The organism is Sphingomonas colocasiae (assembly GCF_019880585.1).
In the GTDB taxonomy this organism is placed as follows: Bacteria; Pseudomonadota; Alphaproteobacteria; order Sphingomonadales; family Sphingomonadaceae; genus Sphingobium_A; species Sphingobium_A colocasiae.
Map to the genome: position 1 here is coordinate 1,330,159 of NZ_JAINVV010000004.1, position 23,875 is coordinate 1,354,033.

Genomic DNA, 23,875 nt, shown 5'->3' on the forward strand with positions numbered 1-23,875 from the left:
TCAGAATCCGCCGTCGAATTTGAAGCGGAAACGATAATCGCGCGGTTTGATCCGCCCGATCATCTTGTCGGGCGCGACCGATACGAGCGTGAGCGCGCCGTCCGCGACCCGCACGGGCTTGCCGGGGATCAGGTCGAACGTGCGCTTCCACCGGCCGCCGGTCACCGTCGCGCGCAGCACCACGCGCCCGGCCCATATGCAATCGGCATTGGCGGGACAGCGGCTGTCCTCGATCACGCGATCGGGGCGAACCGTGATGCCGTCGACATAGACCCGCTGGCCAAGCCGCGCCGGGCCCTCATGGGGGCGGGCCGACGCGCTCGTCGCGCAGACGGCGAGCAATGACAGGGCGGACAGACGAGCCAGTCTCTTCATGACCCGGTGTCTGGCATGATGGGCATGAGCCGTGGCTGAACGCGATACGGCTTCCGCAAAGCGCGCTGGCGCGATAGGGCGGGAACATGGATGAAAATGACGATCTGCTCGGCCCGCTCGATCCCGGTTTCGCCGGCCGTTTCGAACGCGACACGCGCCGCCCCGCCTGCCAGCTCTATCTGATTTCGCCGCTCGATGTCGGGGGCGATTTCACGCAGCGGCTTGCGCGCGCGCTCGATGCCGGTCCGGTCGCGGCTTTCCAGTTCCGCGTGAAGAATGTCGATCAGCACGCGTCCGCCCGCCTTGCCGAGCCGCTTCAGCGCATCTGCAGCGATCGCGACGTCGCCTTCATTGTCAATGACAGCGTCAGCCTCGCCAAGAGACTGGGGGCCGATGGCGTGCATCTGGGGCAGGGCGATGGCGATGCGCGCGATGCGCGTGCAGAACTCGGCCCGTCTGCGCAGATCGGCGTGACCTGTCATGACAGTCGGCACCTGGCGATGGACGCGGGCGAAGCGGGGGCGGACTATGTCGCTTTCGGTGCCTTCTATCCCACTGAAACGAAGGCAACGCGGCATCGTCCCGATCCGTCGATCCTGAGCTGGTGGACGACGGTGTTCGAACTGCCCTGCGTCGCGATCGGCGGCATCACGCCCGCCAATGCGCCGCCGCTGATCGCGGCCGGCGCCGATTTCCTGGCTGTGAGCGGCGCGGTGTGGAATGCCGCCGACGGCGAGGCTGCGGCGATCGGCGCATTCCAGGCGGTGCTTGGCACCGCATAGGGCGCCGGGGGCGAAGCCCCGGCGTCGATATGCTTATTTGCTCGATTTGGCCGAAGCCGGCGCGCTGCCATTGCCGCGCTGGTTGAGCTTGGTCACGCCATAAGCGGTGGCGGCGGCTGTCGCCACCACGCCTGCGCCGACCGCGGCGGCTGTCCACGGGTTTTCGCGCGCGGCGTTCACCGCGCTGTCGAGATATTCCCGGCCCTTTTCCAGGGCCGCATCGAATTGCGAATGGCTGGGGGCGGCGCTGCCGGTCGCCGAAGTGTCGATCGTGCCGCTTTCGATTGTCGCCATGACGTGTCTCCATCTGGAATTGCACGTCGCGAACGCTTGGGAGCGGTAAAAATGTCCCTGCCGCGCGCCGGATTGTTGCCCGCGCGCGGCAGAAACAATTATCGGTCAGAGTTGGCCGAGCATGTGCTCCGCCGAGCTCACCCGATATTCGCCGGGAGCCTCGACGTTCAGTTCCTCGACGACGCCGTCATTGACGATCATCGAGAAGCGCTGGCCGCGATGGCCAAGGCCGAACTTGGTTCCGTCCATTTCCAGGCCAACGGCGCGGGCGAAATCGCCATTGCCGTCGGCCAGCATCGTCACGGTGCCGTCGGCGCCGACGGACTTGCTCCAGGCGCCCATCACGAACGCGTCGTTGACCGCGGTGCAGGCGATCGCATCGACGCCCTTGGTCTTCAGTTCTTCGGCCTTTTCGACATAGCTGGGCAGGTGGCGGGCCGAGCAGGTGGGGGTGAAGGCGCCGGGCACCGAGAACAGCGCGACCTTGCGACCCTTGAAGAAGCCGTTGGTGTCGACCTGCTCAAGGCCCTGCTCGCCGGGTACGGTGAAGCTGACGTCGGGAAGCGTGTCGCCGGGCTTGATCGTCATGGCATGTTCTCCTTGGTATTTGGGTTCCGAAAACCGGGCGGAGCGTTGAGTGTCCGCATTGGCCGGCCGCCGCCAGCGCTCTATAGAGTGCGGCATGGATATGCCAGCCTATCTCTCCGGCCAGCTTCTGCTGGCGCTTCCCGGCATCGGTGATCCGCGATTCGAGCGGGCGGCGATCGCGATGTGCGCGCATGACGAGAATGGCGCGCTGGGAATCGGGCTCGGCGCACTGGTCGACGGATTGGGTTTCCACGATCTCCTCCGCCAGTTCGAGATCGAGCCCGGCGTGGCGGAGGACCGGCCGATCCATGTCGGCGGTCCGGTCGAGCCCCGGCGCGGCTTCGTCCTGCACAGTCCGGACTGGGGCGGCCAGGACAGCGTGGACGTCGCCGGCCGATGGGCTCTGTCCGGCACGATCGACGTGTTGCGGGCGATCGCGGCAGGCACGGGGCCGCGCCACTGGGTGGCGGCGCTCGGCTATGCCGGCTGGTCGCCCGGTCAGCTCGATGAGGAAATGACGCGGCACGGCTGGTTCGCGGTGCCCGCGAACGACGAACTGCTGTTCGACCTTGCAGCCGGCCAGCGCTGGAATGCGGGCTATGCCTCGGCCGGCGTCGATGCCAGTCTGCTATCCCCGATCAGCGGACAGGCATGATATAAAGACATCTTTATATTTGCCTTTGGCGGCGGCGGCGGCTATCTGGCCGGCGATCGGTCGCCCGCTTTTTGGCGTGCGCGATCCCATGCCATCAGGAGATTTTTCGTGGCCACCGCACCCGTTGCCGATTTCAACGATTATGTCGTGAAGGACATCTCGCTCGCCGATTACGGCCGCGCGGAAATCAACATCGCCGAAACCGAGATGCCCGGCCTGATGGCGCTGCGCAGCGAATATGGCGCCGCCCAGCCACTGAAGGGCGCGCGCATCACCGGTTCGCTCCACATGACGATCCAGACCGCCGTGCTGATCGAGACGCTGACCGCGCTCGGCGCCGACGTTCGCTGGGCCACGTGCAACATCTTCTCGACGCAGGACCATGCCGCCGCCGCGATCGCCGCGTCGGGCGTGCCCGTCTTCGCGATCAAGGGCGAGAGCCTGGCCGAATATTGGGACTATGTCGGCTCGATCTTCGACTGGGGCGACGAGACCGCCAACATGATCCTCGACGATGGCGGCGACGCCACCATGTTCGCGCTCTGGGGCGCGCGCATCGAGGCGGGGGCGACCTTGCCCGAGCCCGAGAATGACGAGGAAGTCGAATTCCAGCGCGCGCTGAAGGCGTTCGTCGCGAAGAAGCCGGGCTACCTGACCGAGACGGTCAAGGCGATCAAGGGCGTCTCGGAAGAGACGACGACCGGCGTCCACCGTCTTTACGCCATCGCCAAGAAGGGCGAGCTGCCGTTCCCCGCGATCAACGTGAACGACAGCGTCACCAAGTCGAAGTTCGACAATCTCTATGGCTGCAAGGAATCGCTCGTCGACGCGATCCGCCGCGGCACCGACGTGATGCTGGCCGGCAAGGTCGCCTGCGTCGCCGGCTTCGGCGATGTCGGCAAGGGCTCGGCCGCGTCGCTGCGCAATGGCGGCGCGCGCGTGCTGGTGACCGAGATCGATCCGATCTGCGCGCTCCAGGCCGCGATGGAAGGCTATGAGGTCGTGACGATGGAGGAAGCGGTCGCCCGCGCCGACATCTTCTGCACCGCCACGGGCAATGCCGATGTGATCACCGCCGATCACATGAAAGGCATGAAGAACATGGCGATCGTCTGCAACATCGGCCACTTCGACAGCGAGATCCAGATCTCCGCACTGTCGAACTACAAGTGGACCGAAGTGAAGCCGCAGGTCGACCTGGTCGAATTCCCCGACGGCAAGCAGATCATCATCCTGTCCAAGGGCCGCTTGGTGAATCTGGGCAATGCGACCGGCCATCCCAGCTTCGTGATGTCGTCGAGCTTCACCAACCAGGTGCTCGCGCAGATCGAACTGTGGAGCAATTCGGCAGCCTATCAGAACGAGGTCTATGTCCTGCCCAAGCATCTCGACGAAAAGGTCGCGATGCTCCACCTGGAAAAGCTGGGCGTGAAGCTGACCACGCTGACCAGGAAGCAGGCCGACTATATCGGCGTGCCGGTCGAAGGTCCGTTCAAGCCGGATCATTACCGCTACTGATGCCGGTTTCCGCCGCAAGCGGCGGAAATCCTCGCATGATGGATCCTGCATGTCCCGTATGGCGAGAGCCGTGCGGGACATGCTTTGTTGCAATTCAGCAACATGACTCTCCGATTGCGCGCGGAGAGTCATTTTGTTGTTGGCGAAGGCAAATGGAGGATTAGTCTTTTCCTGTCCTTGTCTGGGAAGGATGGAAAATATGCTTCGCACTTATCAGCTTTCGCTGACTGCGTCGGCTATTGCAATTGCGCTTGTTGCTAAGCCGGTTCTTGCGCAGGACTCGAATCAACCACTTCCGCAAACAGATCAGCAGGAAACGAGCGACGAGAAAGTCATCGTCGTCACCGGTTCCCGCATTCGTCGTTCGAATTTCGATACGCCGGCGCCGGTGGCCGTCGTCACGCGCGATGAGCGCATCCTCGCCGGATCGACATCCACGGCGGACGCGATTCAGAGTTCGACGGTCACTTCGGGTACTTCGCAGATCAACGGATCCTTCCTGGGCTTCGTTTCCGAAGGTGGCCCGGCCGCGAACACGATCGGCCTTCGCGGCCTCAGTTCCTCGCGCACGCTTGTGCTGCTCAACGGCCGCCGGCTGGCGCCCGCGGGAGCGGGGCCGCAGCTTGTTTCGGCCGATCTGAACGTGTTGCCGAGTACCATCGTCGATCGGGTCGAGGTGCTGAAGGAAGGTGCGTCGGCGGTTTACGGTTCCGATGCCATTGCCGGTGTCGTGAATATCATCACCGATGCCAGGTTCGACGGCCTGACCCTCGACGCCTTCACCAACCAGCCCGTCCAGCATGGCGGCGGCGGCCGGAATTACCGCCTGTCCGCGACGGCCGGCAAGGTGTTCGATCGCGGGCATATCACCGCCGCATTCGAATATCGGGAGACGACCGGCCTGCGCGTGGGCGATCGCAAGGCATTCGCCTGCCCGCGCGATCTCTATTTCAGCCCGACCACGGGCGCGGAAGTGGGGCAGAAGGATCCTGCGACCGGACAGCTTCAATGTTTCCCGTATACGACGGGCGGTGGCGTGGGCATCGCCAGCGGCTACGGCATCGCGCAAAGCTTCACCGTGCCGGCCAGCCGCATCACTTATCTGAATGACAACATCAACACGATCGGCGCGGTCAACGGGATCGATCGCGTCGGCCCGAGTCAGACCCAGTTGCGGGATCATGTGCTGTCGCCGATCCGCACCTATACCGGCTATCTCAATGCCGCGCATGAACTGGGTATATTGGGCGATGCCGAAATCTATGGCGAAGCGCTGTTCACACGTCGCGAGTCCTATCAGGACAATACCTATCAGCTGAATCTCAGCGGCGGGGGGCTTTCGCCGGACAACCAGATCTATGGCGGCAGCTATTACGGTACACCGATTTCGGTCTATGGTTATCCGACCAGTCCGTTCTTCCCGAATTCGCTGGCAGCCGCCGGCTACAACATCTTCACGCCGTTCATCGTCCCCAGCCGGACAACGCGCAGTTCCCAGCGCGTCGATTTCGCCCGCGGCAATGTTGGCATCAGGGGCGATATCGGACTGGGGGATTGGCGCTACGACGCGAATTTCCAGTATTCGCACACCCGGGCGCGGTACAGCGTGCAGCAGATCGACGTGACCCGGCTGAACAATGCGCTTCAGACGGTCGTCGCGCCGGCCGGCACGCCGGCCAATCTGATCACGACCGCCGAACCGGGGCAGGCCGGGGCCGGCACCGCCTATACATGCGCATCGAACGTCAGAAATGGTGCGCTCGTCGCCGGGGCGAACTGCGTGCCGCTCAATCTCTACAGCGCGTCGATTCTCATGAAGGGCCAGATTCCGGACAATGTGTTCGATTATCTCTGGACCGATCATGTCGGGCGGACGACATTCAAGCAGAAGACCTTCTCGCTGAACTTCGACGGCACCTTGTTCGAATTGCCGGCGGGCAAGGTCGGTGCGGCGATCGGTTATGAGCATCGCTACGATTACATCAACGATCGTCCGTCCGCCGCTGCGCTCGCCGGCACGCTGTACAACTACAGTTCCGCAGGCAACACGCGCGGCAGCGACATCGTCAATGAAGTCTATGGCGAGCTCAACATCCCGCTGCTGAAGGATACGCCCTTCTTCTACCGTCTCGAACTGGCGGCGTCCGGCCGGTACACCCATTACCGGTCATATGGTGCCGAAACCACCTATCGCTTCAATGCGAACTGGTCGCCGATCGAGGAGGTCCGGTTCCGCGGCAGCTACGGCACCTCGTTCCGCGCGCCGAACCTGTACGAGCAATATGTCGCGGATCAGACCGGATTTTACGGCGGCAATGTTGATCCGTGCAGCGGCTTCGGCGATCTGGAATCATCATCGACCGTCTACAAGAACTGCTTGGCGGTCCTCACGCCTATCCTCGGTTCCGATGATCCGACGACGCCTGAAGTCGAGGGCGCACCGGCCTTCATCGCCACGTCCGGCCCGACGGTCACCACCAAGGGCGGGGCGGGGCTGTTGAAGGCGGAACGTTCGCGGTCCTGGGGCGGCGGCGTGGTGCTGACCGCGCCGCGCACCGTCGCGGATCTCCAGCTTGCGATCGATTATTTCGACGTGCTGGTGCGCGACGAGGTGACCGTGCTCAACAACCTTGTCCTGACACGCTGCTACGAAGCTGACGATTTCGGGCCGAACAACCAATATTGCTCGCTGATCAGTCCACGCTTGCCCGCAAGCGATCCGCAGCGCGGCAATCTCGACGCGTTCGATAATCCGTATCTCAACGTGGCGCAGCAACGCGTGCGCGGCATCGATTTCGATCTGCGCTATGCGACCGATCTGTTCGGCGGCAAGTTCGTGGCGCATGCGCAGGCGACGCGGATGATCGACCAGATCTTCCAGTTGTTCGCGACCGACGATCCCGAGGATTATAACGGCACGCTCGGGGTTCAGGGCGCGGGCGCGGGGCCGAAATGGGTCGCCTCTCTCGACCTTCGATACACCTTGCCGTCCGAAAAGATCGTCCTGCGCTATGGCCTTGAATATGTCGGGCCGCAGGATTCGAACGACGACGAACTGGCGGTCGCGCCTTTCCTGGGACAGGTGGTAACCGATCTCCGTGCAGAGGCCTATTGGGAACACAGCCTGTCCGTCCAGTTCCGCTGGGAAGATGTGGGGCAGGTGACCCTGGGCGTGACCAATTTGTTCAACACGAAACCGCCGCGGATCAGCTCCTACCCGACATCGGCGGGGCAGTTCACGCGGATCGGCAATTACTTCAACTCCAGCAACTACGATATTCTGGGACGGCAGCTCTATCTGAACGTCACGCGTAGTTTCTGATCGACTGTTCTGGCCGGATGACTTGCGGGCGCCGCTGCTGCGGCGCCCGTCTTGTTTGAAAGCATGCCGGATCCGCATGAAATGCTTCCACCCTGGGCGATCAGGCTCTAGGCTTTCTCAAGCTGTTGAATTTCGCGGAGAGGGATGTGGCGGGGGCGCGCCGACAGACCGTCGTTAATGCCGATCTGGCGCTAAGGGAGATCGTCGCGTCGATCGATCGCGATGCCGGCCGGGCGTCGGCTCGGGCGCGCGCTCTGATCCGTGATCATCCCGATCTTGCCGTCGCCCATCGCGTGCTCGCCGCCGCGCTTCGGCGGCTGGGCAATGTGCGCGAGGCGGAGAGCGCGGAACTCAGGGCGATCGCGATCGGCTTGCGTCATCCCGCCGTGGTGGCCGCCGAACGCGCGATCGCCGATGAGCGCTTCGAAGAGGCCGAGCGGTCGATTCGGCCCTATCTGCGCGAGAATCCAGAGGATGCCGGCGGTGCGCTGATCCTGGGGACGATCGCGGAAAAATGCGGCGCGACGAAGGAGGCGGAGAATCTCTACCGGCGCGCCTTCATGCTGGCGCCCGCCTATCTCGAAGCCCGGATCGCGCTGTTCAAGCTGCTCAACCAGGCCGGTCGCCAGGATGAAGCGGCGATCATTCTCGATGACGTGCTCGCGCGCGATCCCAACCATCTGCCCGCGCTGTCGCTGAAGGGCAACCTGCTGCTCCAGTCGCGGCGGATGGACGAGGCGCAGACCGTTTATCGCCGGCTGGTCCGCGCGCATCCGGACGATGGTCGCGGCTGGATGGGGCATGCCTTCGTCCTGAAGACGATCGGACGGATCGACGAGGCGATCGCCGCCTATCGCAAGGCGGTCGATCTGGAGCCGCAGCGTGGCAACGCCTGGTTCGGGCTCGCCAACCTGAAGACGGTGAAGTTCGATCGCGCGGATATCGATCGGATGAAGGCGGCGCTCGATCACGACGATCAGGATGATGACGATCGGCTGCATCTTCACTTCGCGCTGGGCAAGGCGCTGCACGATCATGGCGACTTCGACGAAGCCTTCGCGCAATATGCGCTTGGCAGCGAGCTTCGCCGCCAGAAGACGCCCTATGATCCGAAGGTGCTGCACGCCAATGTGCTGAAGGCGGAGGCCGTCTTCACCCCCGAATTCTTCACCGCGCGCGCGGACGCCGGCTTTCCCGCGCGCGATCCGATCTTCATCGTCAGCCTGCCGCGATCGGGATCCACATTGGTCGAACAGATATTGGCCAGCCATCCGGCGATCGAGGGCACCGAGGAATTGTTCGACTTGGAGCGGATCGCGCGCGAGCTGGCGCCCGACGCGCCGGCGGGCAGCTATCTCGACCGGATCGCCGATCTCTCGCACGCGGCGCTCCACGAGCGCGGCCGGCATTATATCGAGGCGACACGGCGCCATCGGCAGAGCGATCGCGCGCTTTTCACCGACAAGATGCCGAGCAACTGGGTTTTCACCGGGCTGATCCATGCGATCCTGCCCAATGCGAAGATCATCGATGTGCGTCGCGATCCGCTGGGCTGCGGCTTCGCCAATTTCTCCCAGCATTATAATTGGGGGATCAATTTCTCGTATGACCTGACCGATATCGGCCGTTATTATGCCGATTATGTCCGCATGATGGATCATTTCGATCATGTGCTTCCGGGCAGGATCCACCGCGTGATGTACGAGGATCTGGTCGACGATCTCGAAACCGAGGTCCGGCGCTTGCTCGACTATCTGGAGCTTCCGTTCGACGACGCCTGTCTGCGCTTTTTCGAGAACCGGCGCGCCGTCCACACGCCCAGTTCGGAACAGGTGCGCCGGCCGATCAACAGCGATGGCCTTCATACCTGGCGTAATTACGAAAAATGGCTTGAACCGTTAAAGCAGGCGCTGGGGCCGGCGCTGCACGGCTATCGTTCACGACCCTCGAAACCCGCCGACTGATCGTCCGCCATTGATCGCCGACATGTTTTCATGGAGACGATCATAAGATGATCGCACGGTCCGACCGATCTTCTTTCCGAACCTCCCTGGGATGACTTCCATGCGCTATCTTCCTGTTCTGCTGGCCGCGACGGCGCTGTCGGCGCCGATCGCCTCTCCGGCCCAGTCCGCCGCCACCCCGCAGGAGCCGGCGAAGAAATGGGACGTCGCCAATCCGCCGGGGCTCAAGGTCCGCCAGATCCCGATCGACGTGACCGAGGGCACGTGGATGGACGTCGATGTCAGCCCGGACGGCAAGACCATCGTCTTCGACCTGCTCGGCGATATCTACACCATGCCGATCACGGGTGGCACGCCCACGCGGGTCGCGGAAGGCTTGCCGTACGAGATGCACCCGCGTTTCTCGCCCGATGGCCGGCGCATCGCCTTCACGTCGGATCGGGGCGGTGGCGACAATATCTGGATCATGAATGTCGACGGCTCCGACAAGCGCCAGCTGACCAAGGAGGATTTCCGCCTGCTCAGCCAGCCGAGCTGGAGCCCGGACGGGCGTTTCATCGCCGCGCGCAAGCATTTCACCACCGGCCGTTCGCTCGGCACCGGTGAAGTCTGGCTCTATCATGTCTCGGGTGGCAACGGCGTGCTGCTGGTCAAGCGGCCCAATGAGCAGCATCAGAAGGAACTGGGCGAGCCGATCTATTCGCGCGATGGCCGCTACGTCTATTATGCCCGCAACACCACGCCGGGCCCGATCTTCGAATATGCGCAGAATTCGAATGCGCAGCTTTTCGCGATCGAGCGTTACGAACTGGAAACCGGCGAGGTCGAAACCGTCGTCTCGGGCGCAGGCGGATCGGTGCGACCGACGCCGTCGCCCGACGGCAAGTCGATCGCGTTCGTCCGCCGCGAACGTGCGCGTTCGAAGCTCTACGTCAAGGATCTGACCACAGGCGCCGAGCGCAAGATCTATGACGCGCTGGACCAGGATGTGCAGGAAACCTGGGCGGTCCATGGCGTCTATCCCAACATGGCGTGGACGCCCGATTCCGGGTCCCTGGTGTTCTGGGCGGGGGGCAAGATCCGGCGCGTGAACGCCGATGGCGGCGATGCGCGCGAAATTCCCTTCCACGTCACGGATACGCGCAGCCTGATCGATCCGCCGCGCCCGCCGGTCGCGGTCGCGCCCGACAGCGTCGTGACGAAGATGCCGCGCTATGCCGCGGTGTCGCCCGATGGCCGTCAGGTCGTGTTCGAAACGCTCGGCAAGCTGTGGGTGAAGGACATGGCGACGGGCCAGCCGCGCCGCCTGACGCGGAGCGAGCCGGGCGAACGGGAATTGTGGCCGTCCTGGTCGCGTGACGGCAAGGCCATCGTGTTCGTCGCCTGGACCGATGCGGGCCTCGGCCAGATCCGCACTGTCGCGCCCGCCGGAGGTGCGGTGAAGACGGTGGTGGCACAGGGCGGCCATTATGCGCGTCCGCGTTTTTCGCCGAGCGGCCGCACCATTGCGTTCGAGAAGAATGACGGCGGCCAGCTCACCTCGCCGCGCGGGGAGACCGATCCGGGCATCTACCGCGTCGCCGCCGCGGGCGGCGCGCCGGTGCGCGTGTCGCGCGGCGCCAGCGGGCCGCAGTTCGGGCGCGATGACGATCGGTTGTTCATGACCGAAGTGTCGCAGGGCAAGCGTCAGCTCGTCTCGACCGATATGGAGGGCGGCAACAGGCGCGTCCATGCCACCGGCGAGCTCGTCAACGCCTATGAAGTTTCGCCCGATGGCCGCTATTTCGCGTTCCGCGAGAACTACGAGGCCTTCGTCACGCCGATGATGCCCGGCACGCAGGATGTCGGCACCAGCGCCAAGGGCGGCGCGCTGCCGGTAACGCGCGTCAGCGGCGACGGCGCCGATTACTTGAACTGGAGCAATGGCGGCGAGCAGCTTCACTGGAGCCTGGGGCCGACGCTGTTCACCGCGCGCACCGATGCGCTCTTCGCTTCTGCGCCGCCTGCCGCCGATGCCAAGCCGCCGAAGTTCGAACCGCCCAAGGCCGGCGTCTCATTGTCGATGACCGTTCCCGCCGCGCGACCGTCGGGCAGCGTCGCGATCACCGGCGCGCGCATCGTCACCATGCGCGACGATACCGGTGGCATCATCGACGACGGCGTGATCGTGATCGAGCGCGACCGCATCGCCGCGATCGGCGCACGCGGGCAGGTTCAGATCCCGGCCGGCGCCAGGCTGGTCGACGCGGCGGGCAAGACGATCATTCCGGGGCTCGTCGATGCGCATGCGCATGGCCCCTATGGCGAGGATGAGCTGACCCCGCAGCAGAACTGGTCGAGCCTGGTCAATCTGGCGCTGGGCGTCACCACCTCGCATGATCCGTCGAGCGACGCCGCTTTGGTGTTCCCTGCATCGGAGATGCAGCGTGCCGGCCTGCTCGTCGCGCCGCGCACCTTCTCGACCGCCGATGTAATCTATGGCGCGAAGAGCCCGACCGGTTATGCCCAGATCGACAGCCTGGACGACGCGCGCGCACATGTCCGCCGGCTGAAGGCGCAGGGCGCGCACAGCGTGAAAAACTACAACCAGCCGCGCCGCGACCAGCGCCAGCAGGTCGTCGCGGCCGCGCTGGAGGAGAATATGCGTTCGGTGGCGGAGGGCGGGTCGCTCTTCGGCTTCGACATGGCGCTGATCGCCGACGGCAACACGACGCTGGAGCACAATATCCCGCAGGCGGTGCTCTACGAGGATGTGCTGAGCTATTTCTCGCAATCCAAGGTCGGCTACACGCCCACTCTGGTCGTCACCTATGGCGGGCCGGCGGGCGATCCCTATTGGCGCGCGCATACCGACAACTGGAAACATCCGTTGCTCACGCGGCACGTGCCGCCCAATTATCTGGCGGCGGGCAGCGCGCGGCGGACGCTCGCGCCCGAGGAGGATTATGTCGACGACGACAACGCCCGTGAGGCCCGCAAGCTGGCGGCGCGGGGCGTGCCGGTCGCGATCGGCGCGCATGGCCAGGAACCCGGCATCGCCGCGCATTGGGAACTCTGGTCTTTCGTGCGCGGTGGCATGACGCCGGTCGAGGCGCTGAAGGCGGGCACGATCGGTTCGGCGCGCTCGCTCGGCTATGATCGCGACGTCGGGTCGCTCGAAGCCGGCAAGCTCGCCGATCTCGTCATCCTCGACGCCGATCCGACCCGGGATATCCGCAACAGCGACAAGATATCGAAGGTGATGATCGGCGGACGGCTCTATGATGCCGCCACGATGAACGAGGATGTGACCGGCACCGCGAAACGGCTGCCCTATTTCTGGGAATGACCATGGAAGTGCCGGATTGCAGCGCCGCGCGGTTGTTCTAAGAACAAGCGTGATGACATCGTCTGACCATCCCATGCAGGAACGGCCTTGAGCGAGGGCGGCTTCGTGCCCGTCATTGCCGGCATCGTGCTGGCGGTGTGGCTCGGCATCGCCGCATGGGCGGTGGTGACGGGGCTGGCGATGCGTCGCCGCGCGCGCCATGCCGGCATCCAGGCGAACCGGCTGCAGCAATTGCTCGATTCCGCACCGGCGTTGCCGATGATGGTGCGGCCCGACGGCCGGATCGAGGCACCGGAGCGACTGGCCGACTGGCTGGGTCTTGCCCGCATCCCCAATTTTCTCGCCGATCTGACGACGCCCGAGGGCGGCTTGAGCGACGAGGATTCCGCTGGACTGGTGCGCGACGTCGCGGTCGCGCAGAAATCGGCGCGCGGTTTCGTGCGCGCGGTGCGCGCGCGGGGATCCTCGCGGACCCTGCTGGTGCGCGGCGCCGTAGCCGCGGCGGATCTCTCCGCGCCGGGCGGCGTGATCCTGTGGTTCTTCGACGCGACCGAAAGCCAGGCCGAGATCGGCCGGCTGGGCAATGAGGCGGCACGGCTCGCCAAGGCGTTCGAGGCGCTTTCCGGGCTGATCGAGGCCTCGCCCTTTCCGATGTGGTATCGCGGGCCCGATCTCCGGCTGACGCTCGTCAACAGCGCCTATGTGAAGGCGGTGGAGGGGATGAGCGCCAATGATGTGATCGAGCGCGGACTGGAGCTGGTGGAGGCGAGCGGTGGGCGCACGCCCTTCGCCATGGCCGCGCAGGCGCGCGACAAGAACGAGGTGCTGACGCGCACCGTGCCCGCCACGATCGGCGGGGCGCGTCGGACGATGCGTGTGGTCGATGTGCCGCTGGGCGATGCCGGGGTCGCGGGCTATGCGATCGATATCGAGGAGACCGAACAGGTGCGCGGCGCCTTTCGCCGCTTCCGCGACGCGCAGCGCAACATGCTCGATCTGCTGTCCGCCGGCGTTGCGCAGTTCGGGCCCGATCGTGCGCTGGTCTTCTGCAATCAGCCCTTTCAGCGCATCTTCGCGATGAAGGCCGAATGGCTGGCCGACCGCCCCGAATTCGATCGCATCATCGAACGCATGCGCGAGGCGGACCGTATTCCGGAAAGCCGCGATTTCCCAAGCTGGAAGGCCGAGCGCCGCGCCTGGTTCACCTCCACCGAAGGCGCCAGCGAGGAAAGCTGGCTGCTCCCCGGCGGCACCCATCTGCGCGTTGTCGCCCAGCCTTTGCCCGATGGCGGGCTGTTGCTGATCTTCGAGGATCGCACCGAACAGGTGCAGCTCGAAAGCGCGCGCGACACCTTGCTGCGTGTGCGCACCGCGACTTTCAACAATCTGTTCGAGGCGATCGGCGTGTTCGCCGCCGATGGCCGCCTCAACCTGTGGAACAAGCGTTTCCGCGAGATCTGGGATTTCGAGGAGGAGTTCCTCGCCACCCATCCGCGCATCGACGTGCTCGCCGATGTTGCGGCCGAACGGCTCGCCAATCCCAAGCGCGCCGGGCTCATCCGCGAACTCGTCCGCACCGCGACCGCCGAACGGCGGCAGCGCAGCGGGCGCGTGTCGCTGTCCGACGGCCGGCATTTCGAGTTCGCGGCGGTCCCGTTGCCCGACGGCAACGCGCTGTTCACGATGCTCGACATTTCGGACAGCCGGAAAGCCGAACAGGCCCTGCGCGACCGGGCGGAAGCGCTCGAACAGGCCGATCGCGTCAAGACCGCGTTCGTCGCCAATATGAGCTATGAGCTGCGCACGCCGCTCACCTCGATCGGCGGTTTCGCCGAGATGCTCAAGGAAGGCTATGCTGGCGAGCTCGGCGACCAGGCCAAGGACTATGTCTCCGCCATTCTCGATTCGGTCGCGCGGCTGAGCGTGCTGATCGATGGCGTGCTCGATCTGACCCAGAGCGAGGCGGGGGCGCTGGCGCTCGATCTCGCGCCGGTCAATCTGATCGCGGTGACGCAGCAGGCGGCGGACGAGGTGCGACCGGCGATGGCGGCCAAGAAGATGGATTTCGCGATCGAGATCGATCCCGCGCTCGGCGGCATCAAGGGCGATGCGCGGCGTCTGCGTCAGGCGATCGGGCATTTGCTCGGCCATGCGCTGGCGAACACGCCGGGCGGCGGGCGCATCCTGCTCCATGGCGGCGGCGATGCGAAGGTCGCGCGCATCGTCGTATCGGACGACGGACCGGGGATGACGCCGCGCGAACAGGCGCGCGCCTTCGATCCCTTCAGTCGCGCCGAACTGACGCGCGATGGTGATGACACGCTGGGCATGGGCCTGCCGCTGGCGCGCCAGTTCGTCGAGGCGCATGGCGGCAAGGTCTCGCTCTATTCCGAACCGGGCAGCGGCACGATGACGACGATCGAGCTGCCGCGATGATCGCGCTGGCCGACGAGGCGGCGACGCTTGCCCTTGGCGCGGCGCTGGCGCGCGTTGCGCGGCCGGGCGACGTGATCGCGCTGTCGGGCGATCTGGGCGCGGGCAAGACCACGCTCGCGCGCGGGCTGCTCGCGGCGCTGGGGCTGGAGGAGGAGGCGCCGAGCCCGACCTTCGCGATCGTCCAGCCCTATGATGTGCCGGAGACGCGTTTTCCCGTCACGCATGTCGATCTTTACCGGATCGACGATCCCGAGGATGTCGAGGAACTCGGGCTCGACGATCTGCTCCAGGATTCGCTGCTCATCATCGAATGGCCGGAACGCGCCGGGCGCTTGTGGCCGCAGACGCTGCAACTCGCCTTGTCGCGCACGGCGGATGGCGCGCGCGTCTTGACAGCCACCGTGCCCGCGTCTTGGGAGAGCCGATGGCCGCCGATATGATTCCGCCCGAGGCAGCACCCGCCTTTCTCGACGCGCATGGCTGGGGAGGGGCGGAGATCCGCCCGCTTGCCGGCGATGCGTCTTTCCGACGCTATTTTCGCGTGCACGCTCCCGGGCGGCAGGCGGTGCTGATGGATGCGCCGCCCCCGCATGAGGATCCGCGCCCCTTCATCAAGGTGGCCGAGCATCTGTGCGGGCTGGGCTTTCGCGCACCCGAAATCCTGGCGCGCGACCTGGAAACCGGCCTGGTGCTGATCGAGGATTTCGGCGACGCGCGCATGCGCGAGGTGATCGATGCCGCGCCCGAGGCGGAGCACCGCATCTATGCCGATACGATGCGGCTGCTCGCCCGGCTCCATCGCCATCCCGCGATGGATGTGCCTGCCTATGACCGCGCCCATTATCTGCGCGAGGCGCGGCTGGTCACCGAATGGTATTGCCCGGCGATCGGTATCGCCGCCGATCAGGCCGGCTATGATGCGGCCTGGGATGCGGTGATGGCCGATCTCTACCACGATCATCGCGTGACCGTGCTGCGCGACTATCATGCCGAGAACATCATGCTGATCGAAGGGGTGGAGGGGCTCGACGGGCTCGGGTTGCTCGATTTCCAGGACGCGCTGGCGGGCCATCCCGCCTATGACGTCGTCTCGATGCTGCAGGATGCGCGCCGCGACGTCGCCGAACCGCTCGAAGCGCAGATGCTTGCGCTCTATAAATACGAGGCGGGCGCGGAGGGCGACTTCGACACCGCCTATGCGCTGCTCGGCGCACAGCGCAACGCCAAGATCGTCGGCATTTTCACCCGGCTGTGGCAGCGCGACGGCAAGCCGCGCTATCTCGATTATCTGCCGCGCGTCTGGGGCTATCTGGAGCGCGATCTGGCGCATCCTGCATTGGCTCCGGTGCGCGACTGGTTCGACGCCAATATCCCGCCCGAGAAGCGCGGCGGCGCGCTGATGGAGATGGCGGCGCGATGACGGTCAAGAAAACGCTTTCGCTGCGGCCCGACACCGCGGCCCCACGGCTGGACACCGCGATGGTGATGGCGGCCGGCCTCGGCAAGCGCATGCGCCCGCTGACGGCGACGCGGCCCAAGCCGCTGGTCGAGGTCGCGGGGCGCTCGCTGCTCGATCGCACCTTCGATCGGCTGCGCTCCGCCGGGGTCAGCCGCGCCGTCGTCAATGTCCATTATCTGGCCGATGCGCTCGAAGCGCATCTGCGCAACAAGGTGACCGATATCGAGATCGCCGTCTCCGACGAGCGCGGACAGTTGATGGAAACCGGCGGCGGATTGGTGAAGGCGCTGCCGCAGATCCCCCAGGATCCCTTTCTCTGCGTCAACAGCGACAATCTCTGGATCGACGGGCCGACCGATGCGATCCGGCTGCTCGAACAGCGCTGGAACGCGGACGAGATGGATGCGCTGCTGCTGCTCGTGCCGCTGGCGCGCGCCAATTGCCATGGCGGGCAGGGCGATTTCCATATGGATCCCGACGGACGGATCACCAGCCGGCGCAAGCGCGGCAAGGTGGCGCCCTTCGTCTATACCGGCGTCCAGATCGTCTCGCACCGGCTGCTGCGCGATCCGCCCGAAGGGGCGTTCTCGACCATGGTCTTCTGGGAACGCGCGATCGCGGAGGGGCGGCTCTACGGGCTGGTCCATCAGGGACTCTGGTTCGATGTCGGCACGCCGGGCGCGGTGAAGAAGACGGAGGCGATGCTCGCCGATGGGTGAGCGCACCCGGCCCGCCGTCTTCACCATCCCGCATCACCGGGCCTTTGCCGACGCGCTGGCCGAAGGATTGCTGCGCACCCATGGCGAAAGCCCGCTGGGGCTGGCCCAGGGCATCGTGCTCGTTCCCAATAATCGCGCCGCGCGCGCCGTGACCGAGGCGTTCGTTCGCCGCTCCGAAGGCGGATTGCTGCTGCCCCGGCTGGTGCCCATCGGCGACGATGCGCTTGATGAGCGGCTGGGCAGCGCGCTCGATCCGATCGGCAGCGGCGATCCGGTGCCGCCCGCTATGGAACCGATGCGGCGGCTGATGATGCTGGCGCGACTTGTCCAGCGCGAACGGTCGCGGATCGGCGAGCCGGTGGACGCGGCGGAAGCGCTGCGGCTTGCGGCCGATCTCGCGCGCACGCTTGACCAGATGCTGGTTGAGGATGTCGCCCCCTCGCGGTTGCGTACGCTCGACGTCGCGGGCGAGCTTTCGGCGCATTGGCAGAAATCACTGGCGCTGCTCACCGTCATTCTCGACCAATGGCCCGATGCGCTGGCGCGGATCGGGCGGATCGACCTGGCTGATCGCCGCAACCGCCTGCTTCGGAAAGTCGCGGCGCGCTGGCGGGATGCGCCGCCGCCCGGCTTCGTCGTCGCGGCCGGCCTTACCAATCCACCGCCCGCCGCCGCCGAATTGCTGCGCGTGATCGCCCGCATGGAACGCGGCATGGTCGTGCTGCCGGGGCTCAGCCTGGCGGACGAGATGCCCGATGCCGAATGGGATGCGCTGGGGCCGTTCGATCCCGATCCCGTCACCGGCTTCCGGCGCCGCTCGATCGAGACGCATCCGCAATTCCATCTGAAGCTGCTGCTCGATCGCATGGCGCTGGCGCGCGGCGAGGTCGATATCTGGCGCTGGGGCGGCGGGCATGACGCGCGCGCGCCGCGCAGCAAGGCGATCGCCAATGCGCTGACCCCGGCCGAATATTCGGACAAATGGGGCGATCCCGAAACCGTGCGCAATCTGGCGGGCATCCGTGCGCTGGAAGCCGCGACGCCGGCGGAGGAAGCGCAGGCGATCGCGATCATGCTGCGCGAGGCGCTCGAAACGCCCGCGCGCACCGCCGCCCTGGTCACGCCCGATCGCGCGCTCGCCACCCGTGTCTCCGCGCATCTGCGGCGCTGGGGGATCGAAGCCGATGACTCGGCAGGCCAGCCCCTGTCGGTGAAGCCGGAGGGGGCGCTGCTGCTGGCGATCGTCGAGGCGGCGGCGGAGCGGTTCGCGCCGGTGCCGCTGCTTGCGCTGCTCAAGCATCCCCTGGTGCGCAGCGGGGAAGGGCGGCTGGCCTGGCTCGATCATGTCCGCGTGCTCGACGTTGCGCTGCGTGGTCCACGCCCGCCCGCCGGGCTGTCAGGGATCGACGATTTCCTGGCCGGCGGCACCGATCGCGAACAGCGCGTGCGCAAGCGTGCGCTGCCTGGCTGGATCGAGATCCGCGATCTGCTTGCACCGCTCGAGACCGGCTTCGCCGCGGCATCGAGTCTGTCGGCGGCGGTCGAGGCCGTGCGTGAGGCGGCGACGCGGCTGGCGGGCGAGGCCGCCTGGTCGGGCAGCGCGGGGCGCGAGGCCGCCGATCTGCTCGCCGATCTGGAGGCGCATGCGCCCGACGGACCCGATGGCGTGCGTATCGACGCCATCTCCGCGCTGTTGCGGCGGATGATGGACGAGATCGCGGTGCGGCCGCCCCAGGGCGGGCATCCGCGCATCTCGATCTGGGGTGCCATCGAAGCGCGGCTGCAACAGCCCGATCTGATGATCCTGGGCGGGCTCAACGAAGGCGTCTGGCCGGGCCTGCCCAGCCCCGATCCCTGGCTGGCGCCGCGCGCGCGGCACGAGCTGAAACTGCCCAGTCTCGAACGGCGGATCGGCATCGCCGCGCACGATCTGGCGGGGGCGCTCGGCGCGCCGCAGGTGGTGGTGACGCGCGCGCGGCGGGACGCCTCCGCGCCGACCATCGCCTCGCGCTTCTGGCTGCGCATGGAGGCGATGTCGGGAGAGATGACGCGGATCGACGATGCCGGTGCCTGGGCCCGCGCGCTCGACAAGCCCGATGATTTCAATCCCGCCGAACAGCCGGCACCCGCACCGCCGGTCGGCGACCGCCCGACCGCCTTGAGCGTCACCCAGGTCGACCGGCTGAAGGCGGACCCTTACGCCTTTTACGCGCTCAAGATGCTCAACCTGCGCGCGCTTGATCCGATCGACGCCGATCCGAGCGCGGCGTGGCGCGGCACCGCGATCCATGCGGTGCTGGAGGATTGGGCGAAACAGGGCTGGGCGCCCGGCCGGCTGTTGCCGATCGCGGAGGCGCTGTTCGCGCGCGCCGAGGTTCATCCGCTGCTGCGCGCGCTCTGGCAGCCGCGCGTGATGGAAGCGCTCGACTGGATCGGGCGCGAGATCGAGGCGGGGCGCGCCGAAGGCCGCGAACCCTGGAAGGCGGAAGCCTGGGGCAAGGCGGAGATCGCGGGCATCGCGCTCGACGGCCGTGCCGACCGCATCGACCGCTTGCCCGATGGCGGCTTCGCCGTCATCGACTACAAGACCGGCAAGCCGCCGTCGGACACAGCGGTCGCGGAAGGGTTCGCGATGCAGCTCGGCCTGCTCGGCCTGCTCGCCGAGCGTGGCGGTTTCGAAGGCGTGTCCGGCGCCGCCGGGGCGTTCGAATATTGGTCCTTGGCCAAGGATCGCGGCCAGTTCGGATCGCGCCGCTCGCCGGTTCATCCCGAAGCCAAGGGCGGCAAGGTCGCGACCGGCGATTTCACCGCACTCGCCGAACGCAGCTTCGCCGCTGCTGCCGCGCGCTGGCTGACCGGCGACGAACCCTTCACTGCCAAGCTGCATCCCGAATATGCGCCCTATGGCGATTACGACCAGTTGATGCGGCTCGACGAATGGTATGGCCGCGAGCGGGCGCCTGTTCAGGTCGCCGCGCAAGAGGGGGAAGGCTAGATGGCTGCGCCCGTCGCGCTTCGCGGCAATCAGCGGCTCGCATCCGAACCGCGCGAGAATGTCTGGCTGTCGGCTTCCGCAGGTACCGGCAAGACGCAGGTGCTGTCTGCGCGCGTCATGCGGCTGCTGCTGAGCGGCGCCGATCCGTCCTCGATCCTCTGCCTCACCTTCACCAAGGCGGGGGCGACCGAGATGGCGGACCGCATCCATGCCCGGCTCGCATCCTGGGTGCGGATGAAGGGGCCGGAACTGTTCGCGGAACTGGAGGCGCTGGGCGAGCAGGGTACGCCCGAATTGATGGCGACCGCGCGCAAGCTGTTCGCGCGCGTGCTCGACGCCAGCGGCGCCGGGCTGCGCATCCAGACCATCCACAGCTTCTGTCAGACCCTGCTCTCGGGCTTTCCGGTCGAAGCGGGCCTCATCCCCGGCTTCCGCGCGATGGAAGCGCGCGAGGAAGCCGCGCTCGCGCGTCAGACCATGGCGGACATGCTCGTTGCGGCGGAAGCTCGGGGCGAGACCGCGCTGACCGATGCGCTGCGCGCCCTGAGCCTGAGGCTGGGCGAGGGCGGCGCCGAGAGCTTCCTTGCCAATTGCGCGCGCGCGCCCGACGCGATGGAGGCGCTGGGCGAGGATATCGGCCGGGCGGTGCGCGCCGCGCTCGATGTGCCGGATGGCGATGTCGAGGCGATGATCGCCGACGAATGCGGCGGGTTCGATGATGAATTGGCCTTCATCGCCGAGGCGAATGCCGGCTGGGCGACCAAGGGCGGGCAGGGCCGTGCCGCGACGATCCGCGAATGGCTGGCGCTCGATACCGCCGAACGGGCGAAGCGATTGGGCGAACTCCATCTGGTCTGGGCCAAGGTCGATGGCGATCCGCGATCGTTCAAGTCCGGACAGGCGCCGCAGGTGCCGGGTTATGAGGATGCCGCGATGGCGCTGCATGCCCGCTGCGCCGAACTGCTCGGCCTGCGCGCGCGCGCGGGTCTGGCCGCGCTGCTCGCACAGGGGCTGGATGCTGGGCGGAGCTATGCGCGCGCCTATGCGGAGGCGAAGCGCGCTGCCGGCGTCGTCGATTTCGACGATCTCATCCGGCGCACCGTCGCGCTGCTTGCCCAGTCGCGCATGGCGGAATGGATCCGTTTCAAGCTCGACCAGGCGACCGACCATATCCTGGTCGATGAGGCGCAGGACACCAATCTCGCGCAATGGACGATCATCCGCGCGCTGGCCGAGGAATTCTTCGCCGAGGACGCCGACGATGCGGCGAAGATCCGGACGATCTTCTCGGTCGGCGACTTCAAACAGGCGATCTTCGGCTTCCAGGGCACCGATCCCGTCTATTTTCGCGCTGCGCAGGGCTTTTTCTCCGGGCGCGCGGCGGAAGCGGGGCGGGAGGTGCATGATCTGTCGCTGACCGAATCCTTCCGCTCGACCGCGCCGGTGCTCGCGCTGGTCGATCGGGTGCTCGCCGAACTTGGCGAAGGCGCGCTCAGCGGCATGATCGATCTGGAGCCGCATCGCAGCGCGGTGGCCGGGCCGGGGCGCGTCACCTTGTGGGGGCCGGTCTCGCCCGAAACCGCCGCAGATGGCGATATCGACGGCGAGGAAAGCTGGCTTTCGGATTCGACGCGGCGGTTCGCGACCTTGCTCGCCCGCCAGATCAAGGCCTGGCTCGATGCGGGGCTGTGGATCAACAATCGCGGCCGGCCCAAGCGGCTCGAACCGCAGGATATCTTGATCTTGGTGCGCCGGCGCAGCGAACTCGCTTCGCTGATCGTCGCGCGGCTGCATGCGGAGGGTGTGCCCGTCGCCGGCGTCGACCGGCTGCGGCTCAATGCGCCGCTCGCCGTCCGCGATCTGCTCGCGGCGGTGCGCTTCGCGACCCAGCCGCACGACGATCTCAATCTCGCCGGGCTGCTGGTATCGCCGTTGATCGGCTGGTCGCAGGACGATCTCTACGCGGCCGCGCGCGGACGTGAGGGTCCGCTCTGGGCGCATCTCGGCGATCACCAGCCCGCCGAACTGCGTGAGATGCTGCGCCGCGCCGATTTCACGACGCCCTATCGTTTCCTCGAGGAGATCCTGTCCGGTCCGCTCGACGGGCGGCGGAAATTGCTGCGCCGGCTGGGGCAGGAAGCGCGCGACCCGATCGAGGAGCTGATGAACGCCGCGCTCGGCTTCGAGCGCGATGCGACGCCGACGCTTCAGGCCTTTCTCGACCGGTTCGAGCGTGAGACGGAAGATATCAAGCGCGACCCTTCGCAGCCGCTCGACGCCGTGCGCGTGATGACCGCGCATGGCGCCAAGGGATTGCAGGCGCCGCTCGTCATCCTGGCCGACGCGACGGTCGATCCGGCGCTGAGCCCGCGCGGCAAGCTCGACTGGCCCGTTGTTGATGGCGCCGATCCCGTGCCCGTCTTCCGGCCGCGCAAGGACGAACTGACCGGCAGCCTCTCTGATGCGGCGGCGCTCGCTGATGCGCGCGAGATGGAGGAGCATTGGCGGCTGCTTTATGTCGCGCTCACCCGCGCCGAGGAATGGCTGGTGGTGGGCGGCGCGCTCGGGCCGCGCAGCAAGGGCGTCGCTCCCGAGAAAAGCTGGCACGCGGCGGTCGAACGCGCGATGGCCGCGCTCGACGTCGAAGCGGTGGAGGAGGCACCTTGGGGACAGGTGCGTCATTTCGCCGATGGTCAGGCGGCGGCCGGGCAGGAGCGCGCCAGGCCAGTTGCGGCCGATCCCGAATTGCCCGGCTGGCTCCGCCGGCCCGCGCCGATCGAGGCGCGTCCGCCGCGTCCGCTGGCGCCGTCCTCGCTGGGTGATGACGATGCGTCGAGCCCGCCGCCGACGATCGGCATGCGCGCCGCCGCTGAACGCGGCCGCCATCTCCACGCATTGTTCGAGCGGCTGCCCGAAGTTCCGCCTGCCGAACGCGCGGCGAGCGCGCTGCGCTGGCTGGAGCACAGCGCGGGCGTGGACGATCCCGGCGAGCGCGGCGCGATCGTCGAGTCCGCACTGGCGGTGATCGAACGCCATGCCGACCTGTTCGCGCCCGGCGCGCTGGGCGAGGCACCGATCGCCGCCGTGGTCGGCGGCGATGTGATCGCGGGCACGGTCGATCGGCTGATCGTCGGCGACGAGGCCGTCCGCCTGGTCGATTTCAAGACGGGCCGGCGCGTGCCCGCGTCCGCCGAGGCAGCGCCCGTTCATCATCTGCGCCAGATGTCCGCCTATGCCGAGGCGCTGCGCGTGATCTTTCCCGGACGGCGGATCGAGGCCGCCTTGCTCTATACGGCCGGCCCGACGCTGATCCCGCTCGATCCGGCCTTGCTTGCGCGCCACAAGCCCGGCTTGTCGCCCATGGAGCAAAGCTTGGGTCAAGGCCGTTGAGCGAACGCCACACTGTTCCTAGATAGGGACCCGACAGAAGGAGTTAGGCA

Annotated in this window: 15 protein-coding genes; 12 read left to right on the top strand and 3 right to left on the bottom strand. The window is 66.6% G+C overall.

Going from position 1 to position 23,875, the window contains the following annotated elements; genetic code table 11:
• Positions 1-375 carry a hypothetical protein gene (locus K7G82_RS12625; protein WP_222990163.1) on the bottom strand — a complete coding sequence of 125 codons (375 nt, stop codon included), beginning with the start codon at positions 373-375 and terminating at the stop codon, positions 1-3.
• A gap of 86 nt (positions 376-461) precedes the next feature.
• Here K7G82_RS12625 and thiE point away from each other — a divergent pair, with 86 nt between their 5' ends.
• Positions 462-1,157, top strand: a complete 696-nt coding sequence (gene thiE / locus K7G82_RS12630; protein WP_222990164.1) for a thiamine phosphate synthase — start codon at positions 462-464, stop codon at positions 1,155-1,157.
• A 33-nt stretch (positions 1,158-1,190) separates the two neighbouring features.
• On the opposite strand, the gene K7G82_RS12635 is transcribed toward thiE, so the two are convergent.
• Complete coding sequence (locus K7G82_RS12635) at positions 1,191-1,451, bottom strand: hypothetical protein (protein WP_222990165.1); 261 nt, start codon at positions 1,449-1,451, stop codon at positions 1,191-1,193.
• 105 nt (positions 1,452-1,556) lie between these two features.
• Entirely contained in the window at positions 1,557-2,039 is a 483-nt protein-coding gene (locus tag K7G82_RS12640; RefSeq protein WP_222990166.1) for a peroxiredoxin, read from the bottom strand.
• Between the two features lie 94 nt (positions 2,040-2,133).
• Between K7G82_RS12640 and K7G82_RS12645 the strand changes: the two genes are divergently transcribed.
• The 11 genes from K7G82_RS12645 (at position 2,134) to addA (ending at position 23,825) form a co-directional block, all read left to right on the top strand.
• A complete protein-coding gene (locus K7G82_RS12645; RefSeq protein WP_222990167.1) occupies positions 2,134-2,694 on the top strand; it encodes a YqgE/AlgH family protein in 561 nt (186 codons plus the stop codon).
• Positions 2,695-2,802: 108 nt separating this feature from the next.
• Positions 2,803-4,212 carry an adenosylhomocysteinase gene (ahcY, locus tag K7G82_RS12650; protein ID WP_222990168.1) on the top strand — a complete coding sequence of 470 codons (1,410 nt, stop codon included), beginning with the start codon at positions 2,803-2,805 and terminating at the stop codon, positions 4,210-4,212.
• A 199-nt stretch (positions 4,213-4,411) separates the two neighbouring features.
• Positions 4,412-7,534 carry a TonB-dependent receptor domain-containing protein gene (locus K7G82_RS12655; protein WP_246623431.1) on the top strand — a complete coding sequence of 1,041 codons (3,123 nt, stop codon included), beginning with the start codon at positions 4,412-4,414 and terminating at the stop codon, positions 7,532-7,534.
• Positions 7,535-7,680: 146 nt separating this feature from the next.
• On the top strand, positions 7,681-9,498 hold the full coding sequence (locus tag K7G82_RS12660; RefSeq protein WP_222990170.1) for a tetratricopeptide repeat-containing sulfotransferase family protein: 1,818 nt from the start codon (positions 7,681-7,683) through the stop codon (positions 9,496-9,498).
• A gap of 100 nt (positions 9,499-9,598) precedes the next feature.
• On the top strand, positions 9,599-12,826 hold the full coding sequence (locus tag K7G82_RS12665) for an amidohydrolase family protein (protein WP_222990171.1): 3,228 nt from the start codon (positions 9,599-9,601) through the stop codon (positions 12,824-12,826).
• A 180-nt stretch (positions 12,827-13,006) separates the two neighbouring features.
• Positions 13,007-15,262 carry a PAS domain-containing sensor histidine kinase gene (locus K7G82_RS12670; protein ID WP_222990295.1) on the top strand — a complete coding sequence of 752 codons (2,256 nt, stop codon included), beginning with the start codon at positions 13,007-13,009 and terminating at the stop codon, positions 15,260-15,262.
• On the top strand, positions 15,259-15,702 hold the full coding sequence (gene tsaE, locus K7G82_RS12675) for a tRNA (adenosine(37)-N6)-threonylcarbamoyltransferase complex ATPase subunit type 1 TsaE (protein WP_222990172.1): 444 nt from the start codon (positions 15,259-15,261) through the stop codon (positions 15,700-15,702). Before K7G82_RS12670 ends, tsaE begins: the two co-directional genes overlap by 4 nt.
• A complete protein-coding gene (locus K7G82_RS12680) occupies positions 15,699-16,682 on the top strand; it encodes an aminoglycoside phosphotransferase family protein (RefSeq protein ID WP_222990296.1) in 984 nt (327 codons plus the stop codon). Before tsaE ends, K7G82_RS12680 begins: the two co-directional genes overlap by 4 nt.
• Positions 16,679-17,440, top strand: coding sequence for a nucleotidyltransferase family protein (locus tag K7G82_RS12685; protein WP_222990173.1), 762 nt, complete (start codon positions 16,679-16,681; stop codon positions 17,438-17,440). Before K7G82_RS12680 ends, K7G82_RS12685 begins: the two co-directional genes overlap by 4 nt.
• Complete coding sequence (addB, locus tag K7G82_RS12690) at positions 17,433-20,435, top strand: double-strand break repair protein AddB (protein ID WP_222990174.1); 3,003 nt, start codon at positions 17,433-17,435, stop codon at positions 20,433-20,435. The genes K7G82_RS12685 and addB overlap by 8 nt, the downstream gene beginning before the upstream one ends.
• On the top strand, positions 20,436-23,825 hold the full coding sequence (addA, locus tag K7G82_RS12695; protein ID WP_222990175.1) for a double-strand break repair helicase AddA: 3,390 nt from the start codon (positions 20,436-20,438) through the stop codon (positions 23,823-23,825).
• Positions 23,826-23,875 lie beyond the last annotated feature (50 nt).